Origin of the sequence: Agathobaculum massiliense (assembly GCF_900291975.1) — a bacterium.
Lineage (GTDB): Bacteria > Bacillota > Clostridia > Oscillospirales > Butyricicoccaceae > Agathobaculum > Agathobaculum ammoniilyticum.
This window is the reverse complement of sequence record NZ_OMPN01000001.1, coordinates 1407300-1428654: the sequence shown is the minus strand read 5'-3', so window position 1 is coordinate 1428654 and position 21355 is coordinate 1407300. Positions and strand designations below refer to the sequence as shown.

General features: G+C 57.6%; 20 protein-coding genes and 1 tRNA gene. 12 read left to right on the top strand and 9 right to left on the bottom strand.

Annotated elements, in window-relative coordinates:
* Positions 1-43 precede the first annotated feature (43 nt).
* Complete coding sequence (locus tag DBQ51_RS07390; RefSeq protein ID WP_159068097.1) at positions 44-1486, top strand: vWA domain-containing protein; 1443 nt, start codon at positions 44-46, stop codon at positions 1484-1486.
* A gap of 317 nt (positions 1487-1803) precedes the next feature.
* Here the strand turns inward: DBQ51_RS07390 and DBQ51_RS07385 are convergent, their stop codons facing one another.
* From DBQ51_RS07385 to DBQ51_RS16520, 3 genes are all read right to left on the bottom strand, one after another.
* On the bottom strand, positions 1804-2421 hold the full coding sequence (locus DBQ51_RS07385) for a hypothetical protein (RefSeq protein ID WP_107631144.1): 618 nt from the start codon (positions 2419-2421) through the stop codon (positions 1804-1806).
* Entirely contained in the window at positions 2406-2921 is a 516-nt protein-coding gene (locus DBQ51_RS07380) for an NAD(P)H-dependent oxidoreductase (RefSeq protein WP_054328374.1), read from the bottom strand. Before DBQ51_RS07380 ends, DBQ51_RS07385 begins: the two co-directional genes overlap by 16 nt.
* A gap of 123 nt (positions 2922-3044) precedes the next feature.
* Entirely contained in the window at positions 3045-3434 is a 390-nt protein-coding gene (locus DBQ51_RS16520; RefSeq protein ID WP_159068096.1) for a hypothetical protein, read from the bottom strand.
* 120 nt (positions 3435-3554) lie between these two features.
* Here DBQ51_RS16520 and DBQ51_RS07375 point away from each other — a divergent pair, with 120 nt between their 5' ends.
* The 3 genes from DBQ51_RS07375 to DBQ51_RS07365 all read left to right on the top strand — a co-directional run bounded on the left by DBQ51_RS07375 (position 3555) and on the right by DBQ51_RS07365 (position 5741).
* Positions 3555-3863: a helix-turn-helix domain-containing protein gene (locus tag DBQ51_RS07375; protein WP_107631143.1), complete on the top strand. Its 309-nt coding sequence runs from the start codon at positions 3555-3557 to the stop codon at positions 3861-3863.
* Positions 3864-4191: 328 nt separating this feature from the next.
* Positions 4192-4437, top strand: a complete 246-nt coding sequence (locus tag DBQ51_RS07370) for a helix-turn-helix domain-containing protein (RefSeq protein WP_054328375.1) — start codon at positions 4192-4194, stop codon at positions 4435-4437.
* Between the two features lie 50 nt (positions 4438-4487).
* Positions 4488-5741, top strand: a complete 1254-nt coding sequence (locus DBQ51_RS07365) for a tyrosine-type recombinase/integrase (RefSeq protein ID WP_159068095.1) — start codon at positions 4488-4490, stop codon at positions 5739-5741.
* Between the two features lie 49 nt (positions 5742-5790).
* Here the strand turns inward: DBQ51_RS07365 and DBQ51_RS07360 are convergent.
* From DBQ51_RS07360 to pfkB, 4 genes are all read right to left on the bottom strand, one after another.
* Positions 5791-5877 (bottom strand) — tRNA-Leu (locus DBQ51_RS07360).
* A gap of 307 nt (positions 5878-6184) precedes the next feature.
* On the bottom strand, positions 6185-7459 hold the full coding sequence (locus tag DBQ51_RS07355) for a dicarboxylate/amino acid:cation symporter (RefSeq protein WP_107631141.1): 1275 nt from the start codon (positions 7457-7459) through the stop codon (positions 6185-6187).
* Complete coding sequence (rfbD, locus tag DBQ51_RS07350; protein ID WP_107631140.1) at positions 7456-8316, bottom strand: dTDP-4-dehydrorhamnose reductase; 861 nt, start codon at positions 8314-8316, stop codon at positions 7456-7458. Before rfbD ends, DBQ51_RS07355 begins: the two co-directional genes overlap by 4 nt.
* A 124-nt stretch (positions 8317-8440) precedes the next feature.
* Positions 8441-9364, bottom strand: coding sequence for a 1-phosphofructokinase (pfkB, locus tag DBQ51_RS07345; protein ID WP_107631139.1), 924 nt, complete (start codon positions 9362-9364; stop codon positions 8441-8443).
* 133 nt (positions 9365-9497) lie between these two features.
* Here pfkB and DBQ51_RS07340 point away from each other — a divergent pair, with 133 nt between their 5' ends.
* Positions 9498-10256 carry a MerR family transcriptional regulator gene (locus DBQ51_RS07340; protein ID WP_107631138.1) on the top strand — a complete coding sequence of 253 codons (759 nt, stop codon included), beginning with the start codon at positions 9498-9500 and terminating at the stop codon, positions 10254-10256.
* A gap of 33 nt (positions 10257-10289) precedes the next feature.
* Here DBQ51_RS07340 and recQ read toward each other — a convergent pair whose 3' ends face one another.
* Positions 10290-12125 (bottom strand): DNA helicase RecQ, encoded by a 1836-nt coding sequence (gene recQ / locus DBQ51_RS07335; protein WP_107631137.1) that lies wholly within the window; start codon positions 12123-12125, stop codon positions 10290-10292.
* Positions 12126-12621: 496 nt separating this feature from the next.
* Between recQ and DBQ51_RS07330 the strand changes: the two genes are divergently transcribed.
* The 5 genes from DBQ51_RS07330 (at position 12622) to DBQ51_RS07310 (ending at position 18021) form a co-directional block, all read left to right on the top strand.
* Positions 12622-13365: a YebC/PmpR family DNA-binding transcriptional regulator gene (locus tag DBQ51_RS07330; protein WP_054327983.1), complete on the top strand. Its 744-nt coding sequence runs from the start codon at positions 12622-12624 to the stop codon at positions 13363-13365.
* Positions 13366-13673: 308 nt separating this feature from the next.
* Entirely contained in the window at positions 13674-14951 is a 1278-nt protein-coding gene (gene larA, locus DBQ51_RS07325; RefSeq protein WP_054327982.1) for a nickel-dependent lactate racemase, read from the top strand.
* Between the two features lie 12 nt (positions 14952-14963).
* A complete protein-coding gene (locus DBQ51_RS07320) occupies positions 14964-15263 on the top strand; it encodes a UxaA family hydrolase (RefSeq protein WP_107631136.1) in 300 nt (99 codons plus the stop codon).
* Between the two features lie 14 nt (positions 15264-15277).
* Positions 15278-16456, top strand: a complete 1179-nt coding sequence (locus DBQ51_RS07315; protein WP_054327981.1) for a UxaA family hydrolase — start codon at positions 15278-15280, stop codon at positions 16454-16456.
* A 119-nt stretch (positions 16457-16575) separates the two neighbouring features.
* Positions 16576-18021 carry a GntP family permease gene (locus tag DBQ51_RS07310; RefSeq protein WP_082397318.1) on the top strand — a complete coding sequence of 482 codons (1446 nt, stop codon included), beginning with the start codon at positions 16576-16578 and terminating at the stop codon, positions 18019-18021.
* Between the two features lie 57 nt (positions 18022-18078).
* Here the strand turns inward: DBQ51_RS07310 and DBQ51_RS07305 are convergent, their stop codons facing one another.
* Positions 18079-18738: a GntR family transcriptional regulator gene (locus DBQ51_RS07305; RefSeq protein ID WP_107631135.1), complete on the bottom strand. Its 660-nt coding sequence runs from the start codon at positions 18736-18738 to the stop codon at positions 18079-18081.
* A gap of 124 nt (positions 18739-18862) precedes the next feature.
* Between DBQ51_RS07305 and DBQ51_RS07300 the strand changes: the two genes are divergently transcribed.
* Positions 18863-20101, top strand: coding sequence for a glycerate kinase type-2 family protein (locus DBQ51_RS07300; protein WP_107631134.1), 1239 nt, complete (start codon positions 18863-18865; stop codon positions 20099-20101).
* A 174-nt stretch (positions 20102-20275) separates the two neighbouring features.
* Entirely contained in the window at positions 20276-21211 is a 936-nt protein-coding gene (locus DBQ51_RS07295) for a zinc dependent phospholipase C family protein (RefSeq protein WP_107631133.1), read from the top strand.
* Positions 21212-21355 lie beyond the last annotated feature (144 nt).

The following is a 21355-nucleotide window of genomic DNA, read 5'->3' as shown; positions in this document are numbered from 1 at the left end:
ACCGCTATTCAATCTTACTGCACCATACCAACGACCGGAACGTATGGATCATTGTACCCGTCCGACACGGCTGGAGCGTATGGTGTTCCATGACAGCTGCATGGCCAATGGGCTGGATGCTGCCGCACCGCTGCTGGCCGACCTGTTCCATCTGCTCTATGCGCATACATACCGCTGGGGGAGCGAAAAAGAGCTGTCCCCCAAAGCGCGCCTTGTCTGGGCATATCTGCTGGATGGGCTGCAGGATAACGGGCAGTTTGCCGCCCTGCACCATCTGTGCAGGGGAGAGGACAGCGCAGCGATGGAAGCTGCGCGCACAGTGCGGCAGGCGCTTTCCGAAGCGGTACAAGGTATCGACCGGGCGGCGGGCGGACTGCTGCCCGTGCTGGAACGGCTGGCGCGCCGCCATGACGCGGCGGCGGAAAGGCGTTATCATCTGGTGAGGGACGCACAGGCCGATCCGGCCAAAACGCCGGAGGCGCTCCGCGCTGCCGCAGAGACGGCAAGCACGGCGGAGCAGATACAGGCCGTGTCCGGAATGATACGGGATAAGCTGCGCAAACGGCAGGCGGAAACAGAAGCGGCGGTGCATACTGCTCTGCAGCAAGGCATGGACGCCGCGTCTCTGGCCCGCTATGTCCGGCGGTGCTGGGGAGATGGGACGTCTGAAGGTGCAGCGCAGCAAGCGGCCAATGACCGCGAGTTGCTGGACAGGGTAAAGAGCAATGAGATGCTGCTGGGTGTCACCCGTCAGCTGGGGCGCATGAAGGAGATGCTGTCCGACCTGCGGAAGAACGATTACGCGCACGGCCGCGGGGAGAAATACTCTATCACGCGCGGGCGCGACCTGAAAAACCTGCTCTCCGGCGAGCTGGCGCTGCTGGCCTCCCCAGCAACGACGCCGCTGTTCCTGCGTAAGTACAATGCGAAAGGATTACTGCAATATGCAAAGCGGGAGCGCATCCACAAAGGGCATGGCGATATCATCGTCTGCCTGGATGAATCCGGCTCGACAAAAGGGGAAAACGCCGAGTGGGGCAAGGCGCTGGCGCTGGCCGTGCAGGATATCTGCGCGCACGAAGGGCGGAAATTTGCGCTGATCCATTTCTCCGGTGCAGGCCAGATACGGACAGACCGGTTCCTGCCGGGGCAGTACACGTCCGCCGACCTGCTATCCGCAGCGGAGCATTTCTTTGACGGCGGCACAGATTTTGAAACTTCGATCAGGGAGGCCCTGCGGCTGATAAACGAGGAAGAGTTTGAGGACGCGGATATCCTGTTTATCACGGACGGGAAGCGTTCCATATCCGATGAGTTGGCGGAACAGCTGCGGGATGCAATACAGGACGCACGATGCTCTGTGGTTGGGCTGCTGCTGGACGCCGATGACCCGGGGATGACGTTCAGCCTGGATAAATTCTGTGAGAAGATATGCAGAGTAAGTGAAATAGAAAGGGAGGAGATGGAAAAGTCGATACTAAATTGATAGAACGCGATATCGATATTACATTGGGAAGAAAAGTGGCTGTCTATTTAGGCAGCCATTTTCCATTAGCGGTATATCCATAAATGCAAAGAAAACAGATGGACACTATCGGCAGGAGACCCCCAAAAATTATTGATCCCATACAAGCATATAAAATGCCTACAAAAGATTAAGGGGAATCTATGCAAAAATTAGCTAACCATCTATTCAAAACTACTTGCTGATTAAGGGGGGGCTTTTGATTTTGCCCACAGGGACATATGATTTGAGCATGAAATTTGAAACTTTATAACAAACGAGGCTATTGCTGTATGCAGTTACGCTTCATTATCCCCCTCTACTTGCATCGTACGCATTTGCACCTCGGAAATATGGTTTTTGCTGCCATAAGACAGCCAATACCTGGTGGAAGCCCGTATAAACATTTTTTTCGTCAGCGGCATGGTAACAGAAAAAGCATCATAGTGGCCAGTGTGTATGGATGACGCCAGTTTTTTGATTTTATGCCTGACCAGAAAGGAAAATGGGGTATCCAATATTGCCTCGCCAGAGCCAATACAAAGTGAGGAGCCATACTTCATACTGTTTTTTGCGCAGAAATATTGCAGGATCGCAAGTGCGGTATGATTCTGCTCCGGCTCTAGAAAACCGCAATTAACAAGGGTGTGGACCCGAAGATTGGCAGGGAGTAAGGCGCGCTCCATCTCCTGTAGAAAGCGAAGCAATGCTGCAGGTAAAGCATCCGCATACAACGGGAAAACCAGGAGCAGATGGTCGTACCTGCTAAGCTGCGCACAAATCAGAGTATGCTGACAATCTGTTACAAGATATTCGTCCATGGGTTCTTTCCAATACCTGCGGAATAATGCAGCATATCGCCTGGAATTAGAGCGCGGTGCGCGCGGACTGCCGTTTATAATCAGTAACCTGCCCATGCGGATACCTCCTCCAGAATTGTTTCATCCCGCTCTGCCTCGGAGACGAATCGAATCCGGTAGCTTCGGAAGTTCATGTTATAGGCATTGCGTGCTACTAAAGCGCGGAAAATATCCTGTTCTATCGGCAGGATGTCGCCATATGCAATAATAACAGCAGCTTTTTCAGCAACGGCACGCTGCACATGGTGTGTCTCGCCGTGGTGTAGACGGATAAATGCCTGCTGAACTGGAATGGATCGTTCCAGCATCTGCTTCATTGGTACGTCATAAGAACCGCAATAGACCCGGCTCACATATAGAAGTTGGTCACTGCACGCAATCAGGGGATATATGGCTGCTGCATCATCTCGCAGCACACACCGGCCAGGTGTTTTCACCCAACAACTAAAGCATCCAAGGCAGCTGCCGATCTGCAACTGGGAGAGATCCACATAAAAGGTTTCTGGCAAGACTGGCAATGTTTCCGGCAAAGCGGTGTCTGAAAGTAAAAGGTTCATTGCGGTTATGCCTCCCGTTTGATGTTGTCACGACGGTATTCATTCCGTACGCATAAGCATGACGAATGGCGACTGGATTGTCTGCCGATAATTGCGATAATTATAGCATAACCAAGATAGAAGTCAAGGTATACCTGGTAGAAGTCTGTCAGTTTGACAAGCTGACGGGCTGCTTCGCTTGAAGTCGTTCGCTTCATAGCATTCCAAGGTGGATTTGAAAATGCCGGTCCGCTCCGCTGAAACGGACGAGAGGAACTCACAAAAAGAAGAATCCACCACTAAACTAATTGTTATGTAGTAGAGAGCATCACCGAGACAGATGAAAAGAGCGGTAAGAAAATCAGGTTGGCCGATAAGGGCAACAGTAAATACGCCTTCAAAATCCCGATTTGACTGTAAAAACCAAAGTACGGTTTGAGTAAAGGTCGGAGATCCACAGTTATATCCTTTGGTGAAGTAGATAGAGCTACGAAACAAAGATGAAAAATTTTCCCCAAATATTTCAGTCTGCAATGTGAAATCCACCACACGAAATACAAAATCTGGTATTCTAAAATTAGAACGTAGACATCAGCCTGATTATACTCAGTTCTGGCGAGGTAGGTTCCGAAAATAGACAGGAGAGATTAATATATGAATACGAACTTATCTGTGAAATTGAGGGAATTGAGATTAACAAATGGGTACAAGCAGAAAGAGGTAGCAAGATATATTGGCGTAAACGAATCGGCAATTTCGGCATATGAAACAAATCTGAGAAAACCAACATACGAAAATTTGATAAAGTTAGCAGAGTTTTATGGTGTTACCATTGACTTCCTGCTTGGTGTAGAGAAATACCCGAAGGATATAATAAACAATTTGACTGGGTGGCGACGCTCTTTTATTAATAATGTTGCAGAGTTACTTTTATATCATGTCAGTGAAATGGATCACAAATAATCTTGCGTAGTGGAGGTACTCTTTCTTATTGGAATGATACGTGCGCGGGGAGTATCTCCACATATCAAGAAGATTGTCATTCTGTTCCAATACATTTTGTATAGGAATGCATTGGAACAGGCTGATGATATACGCAGCCATAGTTGGAATCTACATTCGATTGTGTGAACCTTGAAAAGTAAAGAGCATGGGTGCGTTCCTATGAAGCAAACGCCGGAGAGCCCAGAGCCGTTAGCATATAAGGGAAGATGGGCAGCGACCATCGGCGGCTTTAATACCGATGGACCCTTTGGGGTAATGAAGTCTATAATTGGGAAGTGACAGAAGGATGCCATATCAAAAGAAAACATTTTATCGGCAAATTTTTAGTGATTATCCTGATGCGGTTGGATTTGAGCAGTACAGGCAGATGCTGGGGCTGGGTAAAAATAAAGCATATGAGATTCTGCAAAGCGGGAAAATACCATATCGGCGCAATGGAAAGAAGTACATTATAGCAAAAATGCACATTATTGATTACCTATTGGGATCGGATGCAGAAACGGGTAGAGAAAACGACAGGAATGATGTATAATAGAGCCGTCAACAATGCGTATGGGGCTGCCTGGAAAGGAGAGTATTATTGTGACAGCCCGCATATATGAAAAAAGAGGCACTTGGCAGATCGTTTTGATTTATAAGGACGGATCAGGTGCGCGGAAACAAAAATGGATCGATACAGAACTTCCGATTCGAGGTAATAGCAGACGCGCCAAAAAAATGATGGAGGATGCTATACAGGAATGGAAGCCTGTATTGGAACCCGAGGATCAGGTATTAGAGTCAACGGCAGTACGCGAAGCAAAAAGAGAGACCCATCAAAACCGTAGGGGACAGTCAGAAAGCGGGATCCTATTCTCAGAATACCTTCTGGATTGGGTGGAGTCCCGTCGGAATCGGATTCAGCCGACCACGTTTGGGGCATATCAGAAGGATGTGCAAAGCTACATAGCGCCGTATTTTGCGCAAAAAGGCATTCTTGTTGAGCAGATGACCGACAAAGATATTGCAGACTTTTATCGGTATAAACGGCGTAATGGTGTGTCGGAGAACACACTGCTGCATTACCAGACTGTTCTGAATCAAGCCCTGCGAAAAGCGGCTCGAGAAAAACTGCTACCGGTTAATCCTTTCGCGGTGCTGGATAAGGATTTAAAGCCAAAGCATGTGCGTTATATTCCACAAACGTATGACGAAAATGATTTGCGAAAGATGTTCGCAGCAATGCGCGGGGACCCGATGGCGTTGATTATCCTGATGGATGTAACTTATGGACTGCGTAGAAGCGAATTGCTTGGTCTGAAATGGTCGGCAATCAATTTCAAGGAGAAGAGTATTCACATTTGCTATAAGGTGACAGAGACCCTGATAGACGGGAAGCTGGTATATGTAAAGGATAGCCTGTTGAAAAACAAAAGCAGTAACAGGACCTTGCCACTGGTTCCCTCAATCGAAGAAGAATTGTTGAGATTAAAATTTCAACAAAACAGGAATCGCAAGCTTTATGGCAAAGCATATGAACAAGACGATAGGGATTTTGTTTTTGTGAATGAATGCGGGAAATTGATAAAGCCGGATTATGTATCGCGTCATTTTCAATGGTTTTTGAAAAAGAACAATCTCAAAAAAATCCGATTCCATGATTTGCGGCATACATGTGCGACAATGCTGTGCCGAAAAAAGATATCGTTGCAGGAGATTCAAGTCTGGCTGGGACATTCCACTTATCAAACCACAGCGGATATCTACACGCATTTGAATTATACCGATAAAATCGGCACTGCGAATGCCGCGGCAAGAATAGTTTCTGATGTGCTTGGAAAGGGCGGATCAGAGTGAGGGAATAAAAAAACCTGCGACGGTAACAGTCGCAGGAGCCCTTGGGTGATGGTGCCGCCAGCGGGAATCGAACCCGCACGCTGAAACCAGCCTCAGATTTTAAGTCTGATACGTCTACCAATTCCGTCATGGCGGCATATGAAAATACATTTTTGTACGATTTGCTGGCAAAGTGTTGGCAAACACCGAAGTGTTTGCCAACATACAGGGGACAAAAAGGAGGAAGAAAATTGCCAACATGAAGAATACCCGCTTGAAAAGATAGGTTTTTATCACAAAAAATAATAAAATTAACAGAATGTTGCATGCTGCATGGTCTGGGATTTGTTTTGAACGCAAGGGATTTTAAGTCCTCTGCGTCTACCAGTTCCGCCATGGCGGCATGCATCGTTGTTATTATAGCAGACCGGACGCGGCCTGTCAAACAGGCGGGGCGGCGAAAGTTACGCCTTTTTTTCAAACACACGCTTATCCAGCGCGCCGTCCTGGTGCGCGACGATCGTGGTGCAGACCGCGTCGCCCGTGATGTTGACCGCCGTGCGCGCCATATCCAGAATGCGGTCGATGCCCATAATCAGCCCGATGCCGGCAACCGGCAGGCCGACCGAGTCGAACACCATCGCCAGCGTCACCAGGCCGACAGAGGGGACGCCGGCCGTGCCGATCGAAGCGAGCGTGGCCGTGGCGATGACGGTCAGGTAATCCGCGGGCGTCAGCGCGATGCCGAACGCCTGCGCGACGAATACGACCGCCACACCCTGCATGATGGAGGTGCCGTCCATGTTGATCGTCGCGCCGAGCGGGACCGTGAACGACGAGATGCGCCGCGCCACCCCGACCTTTTCCTCCAGCGTTTCGATGGAGAGCGGGATGGTTGCGTTCGAGGTCGCGGTGGAGAACGCAAAGCCCATGACCGGCGCGAATTTCCGGATGAACCGGAACGGGTTGAGGCCGGTAAACAGCTTGAGCAGGATCTGATACACACCGAGGCACTGCACCAGCAGCGCCAGCAGGACGGCCGCCATATATTTGAACATGGGGACCATCGCGGAAAAGCCCAGTTCGGCGAAAGTTTTTGCGATTAGGCAGAACACGCCCGCCGGCGCGAGCCGCATGATCATCATGGTCATCTCCATCATGATGTCGTTGCCCTGCTGGAAAAAGTTTGTTACCAGCTGCACCTTATCCTGCAGTCTGGCAAGGATGATTCCGATGATCAGCGCAAATACGATGATCTGCAGCATGTTTCCGGCGGCCAGCGCTTCAATCGGGTTTTTGGGGATGATGTCCAGCAGCGTCTCGGCAAAGCCCGCGCTTTCCGTGACCGTGGTATCCACGGCCTGCACCTGGGACATATCCAGCCCCAAGCCGGGATTGAGCAGCGAGGCAACGCCCAGCGAAACCGCGACCGCCAGCATGGTTGTGACCAGGTAAAAGCCGATCGCTTTGACGCCGACCTTGCCAAGCGTCTTGGTGTCGCCGATCGCGGCGGCGCCGCAGATGAGCGAGCAGAACACGAGCGGCACGACCAGCATCTGCATCAGCCGGATGAAGCCCTGGCCGACAACATAAAATATGCCGCCGACCAGGACGTCCTGCACGAAAGCGGACCCGTCCGCAAAGCCGTGCAGCAGCGCGCCGGCCGCCGCGCCGAGCAGCAGAGCGATAAAGATTTTGGTGGTCAGGCTGTTTTTTCTCATTTTTCCGGTTTCGATCATGCCAGCCCTCCCGCGTTCCGCTCCGACAGATACATGCCAAGCGCCTCCCGCCAGTCCGGCATATGGTAGATGCCGGTAATGCGCATCATCATGTTGTCCAGCAGTGTAAAGCGCGGGCGCAGCGTTTCGTCTGCGGCCGCAGGCTCCACAACGGAATCCGCGAAGCCGCTCAGACGGAGGATCTCGCGCGCGAATTCCGCGCGCGAGCAGGCCCCTTCGCAGGAGGCGTGGTACAGCCCGTATTCACGCGCCCTGACCAGGTATTCGATAAAGCCGGCGAGCGCGTCCGCCGAGGTCGGGGAGGAAATCTCGTCCTCGGGCAGGCGCACGGTTTCCCCGCGTGCCGCCGCCTGCAGCACCTGGTCGACGAAATCGTCCGCCCCGGCGCCGTACAGCCAAGAGGAACGCACGATCACGTGCTTATCCGTCAGCTCGCGCACCAGCTTTTCCCCAGCGTACTTGCTTTTGCCATACATGGTCGCCGGATGCGCGTCGTCGAACTCGCACAGCGCGGATGAGGCTGCGCCGTCGAAAACGTCGTCGGTCGACAGCTGGATCAGCTTGGCGTCGATGCGCCGCGCGGCGACCGCGAGATTGCGCGCGCCGATGGCATTGACCTTATACGCTTCCTCCGGCTGCCGCTCGCAGGCGCGCACGTCGGTCAGGCCGGCGCAGTTGATAATAACGTCGGGATGGTTGAGGTCGGCGAAGTGGCCGACCTGGAAGCTGTCCTCCACCCGAACGTCAAGGTCGCTTGCCAGCAGCCGGAAGCCTGTGTTGCGGTCGAACCGGCGGCACAGAGCGGAACCCAAACGGCCGCCTGCGCCTGCGATCCAGACGCGTGTCGTGATACTCATAAAACACCTCTCGATATAATCTTCGATCGAAACCGCAGTTCCATTCGGGCATGCGCCTGTATATTCAGATTTTGCGCGCATGGAGTATCAGTATACCATAAAAGTGTGCGCTGCGGAAGAAAAATTATCGGATTTCCGTTGGGGCGGCGGTGCGGCGCAGCACCGCCTCGACCGCGGCGCGGTCAGGGAGCCAGCCGCAGAACGCGGCCGCGCTGCCCGCAGCGACCGCGAAGCGCAGCGCCTCGGGTGCGGAAAAGCCATGCAGGCGCGCGTACAGCCAGCCGGCGGCCATGGAGTCGCCGGAGCCGACGGTTTGGACCACCTGGCCGGCGGGGGCGTCCAGATGGAGCGCTGCGCCGGTAGCGGGGACGAGTACGGCTCCGTCCGGCCCGCAGGAAACAAGGATGTCCTTCGCGCCCGCGGCCTGCAGCTCGCGCGCGCAGGCGGCGATGCCAGCAGGGCTGCGCGGCGCGCCGCCGACCAGCGCGTCCAGCTCCTCCAGGTTAGGCTTGATCAGGTCGGGTGCGCATGGCAGGGCGTTTTTGAGCGCGTCGTCCGAGGCGTCGACGAGCGTGTGTACGCCGTTTGCCCGCACGCGGTCGAGCAGGCGGGCGTAAATATCCGTCGGCACGCCGGACGGGACCGAACCGGACAGAACGAGCCAGTCCCCGCCGCCGAGCGTGTCCAGCGACGCGGCCAGCTTTTCGAGCGCGTCCGCGGGGATATCAGGCCCCGCGCCGTTAAGCTCGGTCTGCTCGCGCGCGCAAACCTTGACGTTGATGCGCGTCATGCCCCGCCCCAAACGGCAGAAATCGTATTCCACGCCGGTTTCGGCCAGCAGGGAGGCGAACAGCGCACCCGTGCCGCCCGCGATAAAGCCGAGCGCGCGCGTGGACAGGCTGAGCGCCGCGCAGACAAGCGAAACATTGACGCCTTTCCCGCCGGGGCGCAGGGTTTCGCCGTGTATGCGGCACAGCCTGCCCGGGCGGAGGCGGTCGGTCTGGACAAGATAATCCAGCGAGGGATTGAGTGTAACGGTATAGATCATGGAGGCTGCCTCCTCTTCCTTATTATAATAGTATGATACCGCAGTTCCGCGCAGGAAGCAAAATATTTTCACAAACAGGGTTGACTTTGACGCAGCGTAAACCGCTATACTAAGGGCAGGGAGGTGAAAAACGATGGAATACGGGATTCACGCGCTGGCGGGGCTGGCGGGGGTGAGCGCGCGCACCCTGCGGTACTATGACCAGATCGGGCTGCTGCGGCCGAGCGGCACGACCGAAGCCGGCTACCGCCTGTACGGGGAGCGGGAGGTCGACCTGCTGCAACAGATCCTGTTTTATCGGGCGTTGGGCGTGCCGCTGAAAGAGATCGCCCGCATCGTGCAGGCGGACGGTTTCGACCGGCTGCGCGCACTGGAAAGCCATTTGTCGGCCCTGTATGCACGGCAGGCGCAGACCACCGCCCTGATTGAGACGGTGCAAAAAACCATCCGTTCCCTGAAAGGAGAGACAGAGATGAGCGATACGGAAAAATTTGAGGCGTTCAAACACAAAATCGTATGGGAGAACGAGGCACGGTACGGCGCCGAAGTGCGCGCCAAATACGGAGACGGGCAGGCCGACGCGGCGAACGCCGCGGTGCTGGCCATGACCGAGGCGGATTATGAGCGTTTCGAAGCGCTGAAGGACGAGGTGCAGCGAGCGCTGGAAGACGCGGTGCGCGCGGGGGACGATCCCAAGGGGCCGTCCGGAGAGCGCATTGTCCGGCTGCATAAAACCTGGCTGGGCATGACGTGGAGGGACTATACCGCGCAGGCGCACCGCGCGCTGGCCGCGGGTTACACGGCGGACGAACGATTCACCGCCTATTACGACCGCAAGCTGGCCGGCTGCGCACAGTTCCTGTGCGACGCGGTACAGTATTGGGCGCGGTGAGGATAAGAAAAGGCGTAGGGCGGCATTGCCGCCCTACGCCTTTTCCTGCAGGTAACGCTTGATCTCCTCCAGAAAGGCCCCGCCGTAGCGTCTGGCCTTGGCCTCGCCCACGCCGCGCACGGCGAGCAGCTCAAATTCCGTGATGGGCTGGCGCGCCGCCATGTCGCTCAGCGTGGCGTTGGAGAAAATGACGTAGGGCGGCACATGCGCCTTTTGCGCCAGCGCCGTGCGCAGGGCGCGCAGGAGGCCGAACAGGTCCTGGTCCATGGCCGCGCTGGACTCCGCGGCGCGGGCTGCGGGCGCCTTTTCGCGCGGCAGACGGAGGACGAAGGTATCCCGCCCGCGCATGAGCGCGTTACCGGACGGGGTGAGGAACAGCGCGTTGTACCGCGCCGGATCGGTCCGCAGATGTCCGCGCTCGATCAGCGCGTCGGTCAACTGGCGCACGCGCGCGGCGGTCGCGTCCGCCATGATGCCGTAGGTGGAGAGCGTGTCCAGCCGGAATTGATCGATCTTTTCGCTTTTGCTGCCGGTCAGTACGGCGGCGATGATCACCCGCCCGAAATGCAGGCCGCGCTCGCTCAGACGGTATACGCAGGACAGGATCTTTTGTGCCTCGACCGTCGCGTCCACCTGCTCGAAGGTGGTGTCGCAGTTGCCGCAGTGTCCGCAGGACAGGGGCGCCTCTTCCCCGAAATACCGCAGGATGGTCCGGCGCAGGCATTCGGTGGTTGTGGCGTAAAAGGTCATCCGGCGCAGCCGCTCCCGATCGCGTTCGAGCAGATGCTGGCGCACGGCTGGGGCGAGCGCATCGTCCTCGGCCTCGCGGCTACGCTCAATCAGGAATTCCGCCGTATGCACATCCTGCCCGCTGTACAGCAGGATGCAGTCGGCCGGCTCTCCGTCGCGTCCGGCGCGGCCCGCCTCCTGATAATAACTCTCCATGTTTTTCGGCATGTTGTAGTGGATGACGAAGGACACGTTGGATTTGTCGATGCCCATGCCGAACGCATTGGTCGCCACCATGATGGGCCTGCGGTCGTAGAGGAAATCATCCTGGTTCAGCTGCCGCTCCTCCGCGGACAGTCCGGCGTGGTACCGCGTAGCGGGCAGGCGCTTGGACACCAGCATATCGCACACATCCTCCACGGCTTTGCGTGTGGCGCAGTACACGATGCCGCTTTTCCCCGCCCGTTCGGCCAGCAGCCGTAGCAGGGCGTTCGGCTTGGAGGAGGGGCGCTCGACCGAGAAGTACAGGTTGGGCCGGTCGAAGCCTGTGGTTTTGATGTAAGGCTCGCGCATGCCGAGCGCGCGTACGATATCGTCCCGCACCTGGGCGGTCGCCGTTGCGGTGAATGCGGAAACCAGGGGACGCGCGGGCAGGGCGGCGAGAAATTCCTCAATCTTGAGGTAGCTGGGGCGGAAGTCCTGTCCCCACTGGGAGATGCAGTGTGCCTCGTCCACCGTGAGCATGGCGATCGGCGTCCGGCGCGCAAAATCCAGAAATGCGGGGGCGGTCAGCCGTTCGGGCGCGATATACAGCAGGCGGCACGCGCCGGCCTCGGCGGCATACAGGGCGTCGGCCATTTCCGCGGGCGGCATGGAGGAATTGACGCAGGCCGCGGGTACGCCCGCCTCGGCCAGCGCGCCGACCTGGTCCTTCATCAGGGAGATCAGCGGGGAAACGACCAGCGTCAGGCCGTCCAGCAGCAGGGCGGGTACCTGATAGCAGATCGATTTGCCGGCGCCGGTCGGCATGATGCCCAGCGTGTCGCAGCCGGAGAGGATGGACTGCACCAGCTCGCCCTGCCCAGGCCGGAACGAATCATAGCCGAAATATTGCTTTAAGATGCTTTGTGGGGTCTCCATGCGCGTAAGCTCCTTTGGTGGAATCACTTCTATCATACCACGCTGGACCGCGGAATGTAAAACAAAGAATCTGCCAGCCCCACCGGAAAGGCAAAAGCAGGGGGCGCTGAAAATCAGGATTTTCAGCGCCCCCTGCCGTGACAGGCATGTCCGGCCGTGAGCCGGCGATGCCCCGCCCGCCTGGAAGCGGCATGCCCCAGGCGAAAGACTTAGTACTGCTGGTCGTTTTTCTTATTCTGGGTATTCTGCTGGTTCTTGTTCTGCTCGTTGTTCTGCTGCTGGTTCGAGGTAGACGGGTTCTGGTTGCGGTTCTGCTTGCTCATAACGGAATCACCTCTTTTTTTGGATTTTTCGATGATAGTCTGCACCCGTTGTGCGGAAAATATACGCGTGGGTCTTGCGAAAAGCTGCAAAACCTGATAGAATCTATCTGCGCCGCACGGCGTTTTTCAGGTTTGTTTTAATTATTATAATGATAGAAAGAGGGACATCCATCATGTCGGGACATTCCAAGTGGCATAATATTGCCAAGCGCAAGGGCGCGAATGACGCGAAAAAGGCAAAGATATTCACCAAAATCGGCCGTGAGATGGCGATCGCCATCAAAGAGGGAGGCTCGGCGAATCCGGACTTCAACGCCCGCCTGCGCGACTGCATCGCCAAGGCCAAGGCCAACAATATGCCCAACGACAACATCAAGCGCACGCTGGACAAATACTCGGGTGCGAACGGCCAGGTCAACTACGAGGCCAACAACTATGAGGGCTACGGCGTGGGCGGCGTCGCCGTTGTTGTGGAAACGCTGACGGACAACAAAAACCGCACGGTCGCGGATGTGCGCCACCTGTTCGATAAGTATGGCGCGGGCTTGGGCGCCACCAACTGCGTATCCTGGCAGTTCGATAAAAAGGGCGTGATCATTATGGAGCGCGGCGAGCTGGACGAGGATACTGTGATGATGCAGGCGCTCGAGGCGGGCGCGGAGGATTTCCAGGCGGATGAGGAAACCTTTGAAATCTATACCACGCCGGACGATTTTTCCGCCGTGCGCGAGGCGCTCGAAACGCTGGGGTACTCCTTTGTCGAGGCCGAAGTGGAAATGGTGCCGCAGAACTATATCACCCTCGAAAAAGAGGAGGACATGGCCCAGATGCGCAAGCTGCTCGACAACTTGGAGGACAACGACGACGTGCAGGCGGTCTGGCACAACTGGGAGAACGAGGACGACTACGAGGGATAACGCAAGGCGGCTCTCCGCTTTGGAAAGTGATTTGCACCGGCGCAGCTTGGCTGTGCCGGTGCTTTTTGCAGAAAAATGATTATGCAGTTGGAAGAGGCGCGGGAATAGCTGTTCAAAATAAATGAAGAATTCTTGTTGATTTTCCCAATGGAAATTGTGAATATTGTAAATATTGCCCAAAAATAGGGGGGGGGTAGTCGTATATATCAATTGAATTTGCCAAATAAATGTTGTACTATGTATACATAATACAACATACAAATTATTGTATTGGATGCCGGGGAAATGAAAGAATAGGGTGATTGTATATGAAAACATTTTCTATCCCGTACTATACCTCTGCCTTGGAACTGCATGTGGACGAGAAAAACCTCAAAGCGGAGCTGAATTCGCGGACGGACAGCTATGATGCCGGCAAAGGGGAAGCCGAGCTGGTTCGGGAGGCGCTCGCCAATCCGATCGGCACACCGCGGCTGTGCGAGTTGGCAAAGGGCAAGAACCGGATCGTACTGGTTACGAGCGACCATACCCGCGCTGTACCCAGCAAGCTGACGCTGCCGCTGCTGCTGGAGGAGATCCGCCGCGGCAATCCGGAGGCGGATATCACCATCCTGATCGCCACCGGCCTGCACCGCGCGACCACGGAGGAGGAGCAGCGCCGCATGTTCGGCGATGCTATCGTGGACAACGAAAAGATCGTGGTCAATCAGGCGTTCGTGGACGAGGATTTCGAAAAGGTGTGCGACCTGCCTTCGGGCGCGGAGCTGTGGGTGAACAAGGTCGCGCTGCACTGCGACCTGCTGGTGACCGAGGGATTTATCGAGCCGCATTTCTTCGCCGGATTCTCGGGCGGGCGCAAAAGCATCCTGCCCGGCATCTGCAACGCGGCGACCGTGAACGAAAACCACTCGTACAAGGCGATTTCCAGCCCGTATTCCACAACAGGCGTGCTGGAGCATAACCCCATCCATGAGGATATGGTATGCGCGGCGCGCGCGGTCAATGTGCAGTTTATCATGAACGTTGCGCTCAACGCGGAAAAGAAAGTGATCGCGGCCTTTGCGGGCGACCTAGAACAGGCGCACGAAAAGGGCGTGACGTTCGTGCGCAGCCTGGCGCAGTGCCCGAGTGTGGAGGGGGATATCGTCATCACCTCGAACGGCGGCTACCCGTTGGACCAGAACCTCTATCAAAGCCCCAAGGCGGTCGCGACCGCGGAGGCCTGCTGTCGGGAGGGCGGCGTCATTATCATGTGCGCCTCCTGCTGCGACGGGATGGGAGGCACGCATTTTGAAAAGCTGATCGTGAAGGGGACGGTGGACGAGATCGACGCGTACCTTTCCAAAATCCCGCCTAAGGAAACCATCCCCGAACAGTGGTGCGCGCAGATTTTCGCGCGCATCCTGAAAAAACACAAAGTCATTCTGGTCACCACCTATCTGGATCATGAGCTGGTCCGCAAGGCGAACATGATACCGGCTTCCACGCCGGATGAGGCGCTGGAAATGGCGTATGAGATCATGGGCCGTGACGCGGAGGTCGTCGTCATTCCGGACGGCGTGGCGGTCCTCGCGGTAAAGGAGTAAGGAGGAACGGTTATGGAAGAGTTGAAGCTTGCGCTTAAGGTCGACGACCTGGATAACGTCGCCACGATTTTTGCCGACGCAATCACAGACGGAACAAGGGTTGAGGTGCGGGATAAGAAAGGGAATATGGAGGAGATCACCGTACACGGCGATGTGCCGTATGGCCATAAGATCGCGTTATGCAATATCGCCAGGGGAGAGCACATCATGAAATACGGCGAGTGCATCGGCGCGGCAAGCTGCGACATCAAAAAGGGCGATTACGTCCATGTACACAATCTTGAGGCGCTGCGCGGCCGCGGTGACCTTTGAGGAGGAATTACGTTATGAGCTATACGTTTCAGGGCTACCGGCGCGCGAACGGCACGTTCGGCGCGCGCAATCTGGTAGCGGTCATTCCGAGCGTTATCTGCGCCAACGACGTGGGCCAGGCGATCTGCCGGCAGGTGCAGGGAACGATCGGCTATTTCCATCATCAGGGCTGCTGCCAGCTGCCGATCGACCTCAAGCGGGTGACGGATACGCTGTCCAACCTCGGGCAGAGCCCGAACGTCGGCGCGGCGCTGATCGTCAGCCTCGGCTGCGAGGGAACCGACCACGAGCGGCTGGTGGAGGAGATCCGCGCGACCGGCAAGCCGGTCGAGATCATCCGCATCCAGGAGCTTGGCGGCACCTCGCGGGCGATCCAGGCGGGCATTGACGCGGCGCAGCGGCTGGTGCAGCAGATCTCCGGCCTGCAGCGCGAGCCGGCCGATATTTCAAACGTAATCATGTCCATCAAGTGCGGCGCGTCGGATACCACCTCCGGCATGGCCTCCAACTGCGTGATCGGCTATGTGGCGGATAAGCTGGTCGACCTGGGCGCAACTGTTGTCTTCGGCGAGACGACCGAATTCCTCGGTGGCGAGCATATCCTCGCGCGGCGTGCGGTCGGCGGCGAGGACGGGCCGGTCGGCCGGAAGATCTACGAGATCGTCGATCGCATGGAAAAGCGTGCGAAATCGGTCGGCGAGGACATGCGCGGTGGCCAGCCGACGCCCGGCAATATCGCGGGCGGGCTGTCCAGCATCGAGGAAAAGAGCCTGGGCGCGATCGTCAAAAGCGGTCACCGTCCGATCCAGGGCGTGCTGGAATACACCGACCGCGTGACCGACCAGAAGGGGCTCTGGATCAAGGACGCGCCCGGCCGTGAGCCGGAGATCCTGACCGGCATGGCCGCCACGGGTGCACAGATCATGCTGTTTTCGACCGGACGCGGCGCGCCGCAGGGCTTCCCCTCCATGCCGGTCGTCAAGATCTGCGGCAACCCCAATACATATGAGCGCATGCAGCACGATATGGACCTGAACGCGGGCCGCATCATCACGGGTGAAAAGACCATTGAAGAGGTCGGCGAAGAGGCGTTCGAGCTGCTGATACGCGTGCTGTCGGGCGAAATGACGAAGAACGAGGCGCTGGGCTATTTCGGCTCGATGGACATTTTCTGTCTCGGTCCGGTCATTTGACCATAGGGGCTGTGGATACAGCTTTGCGGCCGGAGCGGAAAGGGGGATGGGCCATCGCCGGAATCGGATTGGAAGATGAGGAAGATAAGAAAAAGACGAGTGAATAAGGGGGTAAAAACATGCTAAATCCTGTAGTAGCAATGCTGATCGGTATTGTTGTGATGATGGTGCTGATCATTTTTACCAAGATGCACGCGTTCCCGTCGCTGATTATTTCGGCGATCCTGATCGCGGTGCTGGCGATGCCGTTCGGCGAGGTTTCGTCACTGACCCAGTGCGTCAGCACGGTGACAACCGGCTTCGGCAACACGATGGCAAGTATCGGCGTGGTAATTGGCTTTGGCTGTATCATGGGCATCTTTCTGGAAAAGAGCGGCGCGGCCAAGCGCATGGCGCTGACCATCCTCAAGGCGGTCGGCGTGAAGAACTGCGACGTCGTGCTTGGCCTGACCGGCTGGGTCGTTTCCATACCCGTGTTTTGTGATTCCGGCTTCGTTATCCTGTCCTCGCTGGCCAAGGAATTCTCCCGACTGACCAAGAGGTCCATGGTCGGTCTGGGCGGTATCCTCGGCATGGGCCTGTACATCACGCACTTTATGGTGCCGCCGACCCCAGGCCCGCTGGCAGTCGTCAGCACGTTCCAGGAAAACGGTCTGGGTATCGATCTGGGCATGTTTATCCTGTGCGGCATCGGTATCTCAATCCCGTTGTTTGCCTTTGCGGTACCGTTGTTCCGCCACTTCGGCAAGAAATACCCTAATCTGGTTGTCCCGTATGAGATCGACCGCTCCCAGTACAGCGAAGCGCAACTCCGCGTGCTCGACCGCATCAACGAAAAGTATCAGAAGAACGAAGACCTTGTTACCGAGGACTTTGCGGATCTGCTGGCGGCGGAAAAGCTGCCGAGCGCGTTTATGTCCTTTGCAACGCTGCTGGTACCGATCGTACTGATCTTCGCCAACACGCTGGTCGGCCAGATCTCCTCGCTGCAAGGCACCATGGTCGCCAACGTCGTCCAGTTCCTTGGCCAGCCGGTCATCGCGCTGTTCATCTCCCTGTGTATGGGCGCGTTCCTGCTCTGCAGGGATTACGACAAGAAGACCTGTGTCAATCTGATGCAGGAGGCCTGCCGCGACGCTGGTCCGATCGTGTTCATCACTGCCGCGGGCGGCGCGCTGGGCGCGGTCATCAACGCGACCGGCGCTGCCAAGATGATGGCGGACGCGATCGTTGCCGCGGGCGTTCCCGGCATACTGGTTCCGATCATCATCGGCGTGATCATGCGTTTCCCGCAGGGTTCCGGTACGACCGCGATGATCACCGGCTCCGCGATTATCGCCCCGATGGTGGCGGCCGGTCTGGCAGTCAATCCGTATCTGGCGGCGATGGCGCTCTGCCTGACCACCATGTGTCCAAGCTACCTGAACGACTCGTATTTCCACGTTGTCACGAACTTCTCCGGCATGGATATCAAGACCAGCCTCAAAACCTGGTCGGTCGGCTCTATCCTGATTCCGGCTTTCGGCTCATGCATTTTCATCGTCCTGTCGTTCTTCATCCACTAAGGGACAAAGCAAATAAAAATGGCTGCCGCAAATGCGGCAGCCATTTGTCTGCGGGGATCATTTCTTTTTTTCGAGCTGCTCCTTGATGCAGGAGCGGGCCAGCTCCAGATGCCGGCGGTTGACGCTCTCGGCCAGCTCGGCGTCGCCCCGAATGATGGCGTGTATAACCTGCCGGTGCTCGTCCTGGGATTCCTCGAAGCGCTGGCGGATGTTGAGGGAAAGCACGCGGAACTGCTGGTTCATCGAGCCGACGCGGTAGTAGGCCGAGCTGACGATGCTGTTGTTGCCGAGGGAGACGATTTCGTTGTGCAGCTGCTCGTCCACGCGGGCGTAAGCATCCAGGTCGCCCGCGTCGATCATGGTCTGTAGGTCCTCCAGAATGTCGAGCAGCCGCTGGATATGGGTGGAAGTCAGGTTGGCACGGCTGTTGCGGATGCCGTAACCCTCCAGCAGCACACGCATATCAAAGATCTCGTCGATATCCTTACAGGTGAACTCCTTGACGAACGTCCCCTTGTTAGGGATGCTGACGAGCAGCCCGTCCGACGCGAGACGGAGCAGGGCCTCGCGCACCGGACTGCGGCTGACGCCGAGCTGCTCGCAAAGCTCGGCCTCCTGCAGCCAGTAGCCGGGCGCGTACAGCCCGTTGCAGATGTTTTTGCGCAGGATCGCGTAAACCTGATCCGCAATGGTTTGAATCGGCCTGTTTTTTGGCATAATTCCGCCTCCTGACTTGAGTCGGGGAGCTATTCCCTGTATACTTTTATATTATATGGATTTCCTCTGATTTTGCAAGACAGGCCCCGCCGGGGCGCTGTTTGGAAAGGATGGTTTGAGCGCTATGAAAATTCGTGAGGACGCGGCGCGCATTATCGACGCTTCGATCCGCGCCGTGCTGCCGGACGAGGCGGTGGCGCGCGCGCTGAAAGGGTTTACGCCCCCGACCGGCCGGCTGGTCCTGGTCGCGCTGGGCAAGGCAGCCTGGCAGATGGCGAAGGCCGCTGCCGGCTGTCTGGGCGGCGCGGTGTCGGACGGTATCGTGATCACCAAATACGGCCACGCGGGTGGCGATATCCCGGGCCTGCGTATTCGGGAGGCGGGACATCCAGTGCCTGACTGGAATTCGTTCGACGCCACCGACGAGGCGATACGGCTGGTGGAGCCGCTGGGGGAAAACGACCTGGTCCTGCTGCTCATATCGGGCGGCGGCTCGGCGCTGTTTGAAAAGCCGCTTTGCGGGCCGGAGGCGCTCGCGGACCTGACCGGCCAGCTTCTGCGCTGCGGCGCGGATATCGTTGAGATGAACACGCTGCGCAAGCGGGTCAGTGCGGTCAAGGGTGGACGGTTCGCGCAGCTCTGCGCGCCCGCGCGGGTGTTCGCCATCGTGCTGTCGGACATCGTGGGCGACCCGCTGGACATGATCGCTTCCGGACCGGCCTATCCGGACCGCTCGACCGCGGAGCAGGCACACGCGGTCGTGGAAAAATACGGGCTGCGGCTCCCGCCGGAGGTGCTGCCGCTGCTCGACCGGCCGCTGCCGCGCCGTCTGGATCATGTGGAAACGCGGGTCACCGGCTCGGTGCGCGAATTGTGCGCGGCGGCGGCAGGCGCGTGCCGCGCGCTGGGCTATGAAACGACCGTGCTGACCGCGAGCCTGTGTTGCGAAGCGCGGGAGGCGGGCAGCTTCCTCGCGTCGGTCGCGCAGTACCATGCGGATACAGTAAAGCCGCTTGCGTTTATCGCGGGCGGCGAAACCGTCGTGCATATCACAGGCACGGGGCTGGGCGGCCGCAATCAGGAGGTTGCGCTTTCCGCCGCGCGCGGGATTGCGGGACTGGTGGGCGCGGCCGTGTTTTCGGTCGGCTCGGACGGGACGGACGGTCCTACCGACGCGGCGGGCGGCTTGGTGGACGGGACGACCTGCGGCCGTCTTGCCGCGCAGGGCATATCCATCGACCGCGTGCTGTCGGATAACGACGCCTATCATGCGCTTGCCCGGGTGGACGGGCTGATTAAGACCGGACCCACGGGAACCAACGTCAACGACGTATCCGTGCTGCTGCTGCGCCCGCGGGCCTGAACGCGGCGAAGATGGCCTGCTTATATTATAGCATGCCAAGGGGAAAAGGTAAAGCGAGCCGCCGGCAGCAAAAAAACGCCGCAGTTTTTTCTCCTGCACGCTTTCCCTTTGTCGGAAAAGCGTGTATAATGAGGGCGCAGACTGCTGACGCCAACAAAGAAAGGAAGAGCTGTTATGGCGGATTTCGTATCCCATCATTTGTTCGGAGAGCAGGCGCTCGCGGTTTTTCCGGCTCCGGTGCAGGCGCTTGCCGAAAGCCGTCCGGCCTGCTTTTACTGGGGCTGCCAGGGGCCGGACCCGCTGTTTTACCGGAAAGTCCTGTTCGGCAGCCCGCTGCATAAGCTGGGCAACCGGATGCATTCCGAGCGGACGGACCGGCTGTTCGCGGCACTCGCGCACGGCGTACACGACCTGACCGGCGCGGCCCATGAGATCGCCAGCGCGTATTTTTACGGCTTCCTGTGCCATTATGCGCTCGACAGCGAGATACACCCGTATGTATACTGCCGGCAGGAGCAGATCCGTTCCGTGGACACGCGCCTGTCCGGCTCCGCGGTCCATTGTCAGATCGAAAGCGATATCGATTCCCTGGTATATGAGCGCGTGCGCCGCGCGCCGGTCACAACCTTTTCACCGGCGGATTCCTACACGCTGGAGGCTGAGGAGAAGGCCGTGCTTGCCGCGCTGCTCCACGCGGTGCTGAAAGCGGTATATGGGACGGACGCGCCGCCGTACAGCCTCCGGCGGGCGTTTGACGAGATGCTGGCGTGGGAAACGTTTTTCTATTCGGAGAGCCGCGGCATATACCGCGCCGCACAGCGGCTGGAGCGCCTTGCCGGACGCGGCGCGCTGCTGACCGGCCATATGAAGACCGAGCTACCCGCATGGGACGCGCTCAATCTGGAGCATGAGCCGTGGGGCAGCCTGTGGACGCCGGGGGAGGTGCGCACGGATTCCGTACCCGAGCTGTTCGGCCTGGCGCGCATCCGCGCCGCGTCGCTCGCGGGACAGTATGCCGCCCAGTTTGACGCGGGCTGGCTGCTGCGGTACCATTTCGACGCGCCGTTCGACAACGGCAACCCCAAGCGGCTCGCCGCGCAGACAGAATAGCAGTACGGGGGACGCGCAGACGCGCGTCCCCTTTCCGCTGCTCACGCGCGAAAACGTTAGTCGCGGCTACTTTTTGTGCGTCTGGTTGCATCCCGCAGGCGCCTATGCTAAAATATAAGGAAATTCCGGCGGGGGAGGGGCTGT

Bases quoted from the DNA above. Each gene is read 5' to 3' on its own strand.
- DBQ51_RS07390 (WP_159068097.1), top strand. From the start codon at position 44: ATGGATCATTGTACCCGTCCGACACGGCTGGAGCGTATGGTGTTCCAT.
- DBQ51_RS07385 (WP_107631144.1), bottom strand. From the start codon at position 2,421: ATGGGCAGGTTACTGATTATAAACGGCAGTCCGCGCGCACCGCGCTCT.
- DBQ51_RS07380 (WP_054328374.1), bottom strand. From the start codon at position 2,921: ATGAACCTTTTACTTTCAGACACCGCTTTGCCGGAAACATTGCCAGTC.
- DBQ51_RS07375 (WP_107631143.1), top strand. From the start codon at position 3,555: ATGAATACGAACTTATCTGTGAAATTGAGGGAATTGAGATTAACAAAT.
- DBQ51_RS07370 (WP_054328375.1), top strand. From the start codon at position 4,192: ATGCCATATCAAAAGAAAACATTTTATCGGCAAATTTTTAGTGATTAT.
- DBQ51_RS07355 (WP_107631141.1), bottom strand. From the start codon at position 7,459: ATGATCGAAACCGGAAAAATGAGAAAAAACAGCCTGACCACCAAAATC.
- rfbD (WP_107631140.1), bottom strand. From the start codon at position 8,316: ATGAGTATCACGACACGCGTCTGGATCGCAGGCGCAGGCGGCCGTTTG.
- pfkB (WP_107631139.1), bottom strand. From the start codon at position 9,364: ATGATCTATACCGTTACACTCAATCCCTCGCTGGATTATCTTGTCCAG.
- DBQ51_RS07340 (WP_107631138.1), top strand. From the start codon at position 9,498: ATGGAATACGGGATTCACGCGCTGGCGGGGCTGGCGGGGGTGAGCGCG.
- recQ (WP_107631137.1), bottom strand. From the start codon at position 12,125: ATGGAGACCCCACAAAGCATCTTAAAGCAATATTTCGGCTATGATTCG.
- DBQ51_RS07330 (WP_054327983.1), top strand. From the start codon at position 12,622: ATGTCGGGACATTCCAAGTGGCATAATATTGCCAAGCGCAAGGGCGCG.
- larA (WP_054327982.1), top strand. From the start codon at position 13,674: ATGAAAACATTTTCTATCCCGTACTATACCTCTGCCTTGGAACTGCAT.
- DBQ51_RS07320 (WP_107631136.1), top strand. From the start codon at position 14,964: ATGGAAGAGTTGAAGCTTGCGCTTAAGGTCGACGACCTGGATAACGTC.
- DBQ51_RS07315 (WP_054327981.1), top strand. From the start codon at position 15,278: ATGAGCTATACGTTTCAGGGCTACCGGCGCGCGAACGGCACGTTCGGC.
- DBQ51_RS07310 (WP_082397318.1), top strand. From the start codon at position 16,576: ATGCTAAATCCTGTAGTAGCAATGCTGATCGGTATTGTTGTGATGATG.
- DBQ51_RS07305 (WP_107631135.1), bottom strand. From the start codon at position 18,738: ATGCCAAAAAACAGGCCGATTCAAACCATTGCGGATCAGGTTTACGCG.
- DBQ51_RS07300 (WP_107631134.1), top strand. From the start codon at position 18,863: ATGAAAATTCGTGAGGACGCGGCGCGCATTATCGACGCTTCGATCCGC.
- DBQ51_RS07295 (WP_107631133.1), top strand. From the start codon at position 20,276: ATGGCGGATTTCGTATCCCATCATTTGTTCGGAGAGCAGGCGCTCGCG.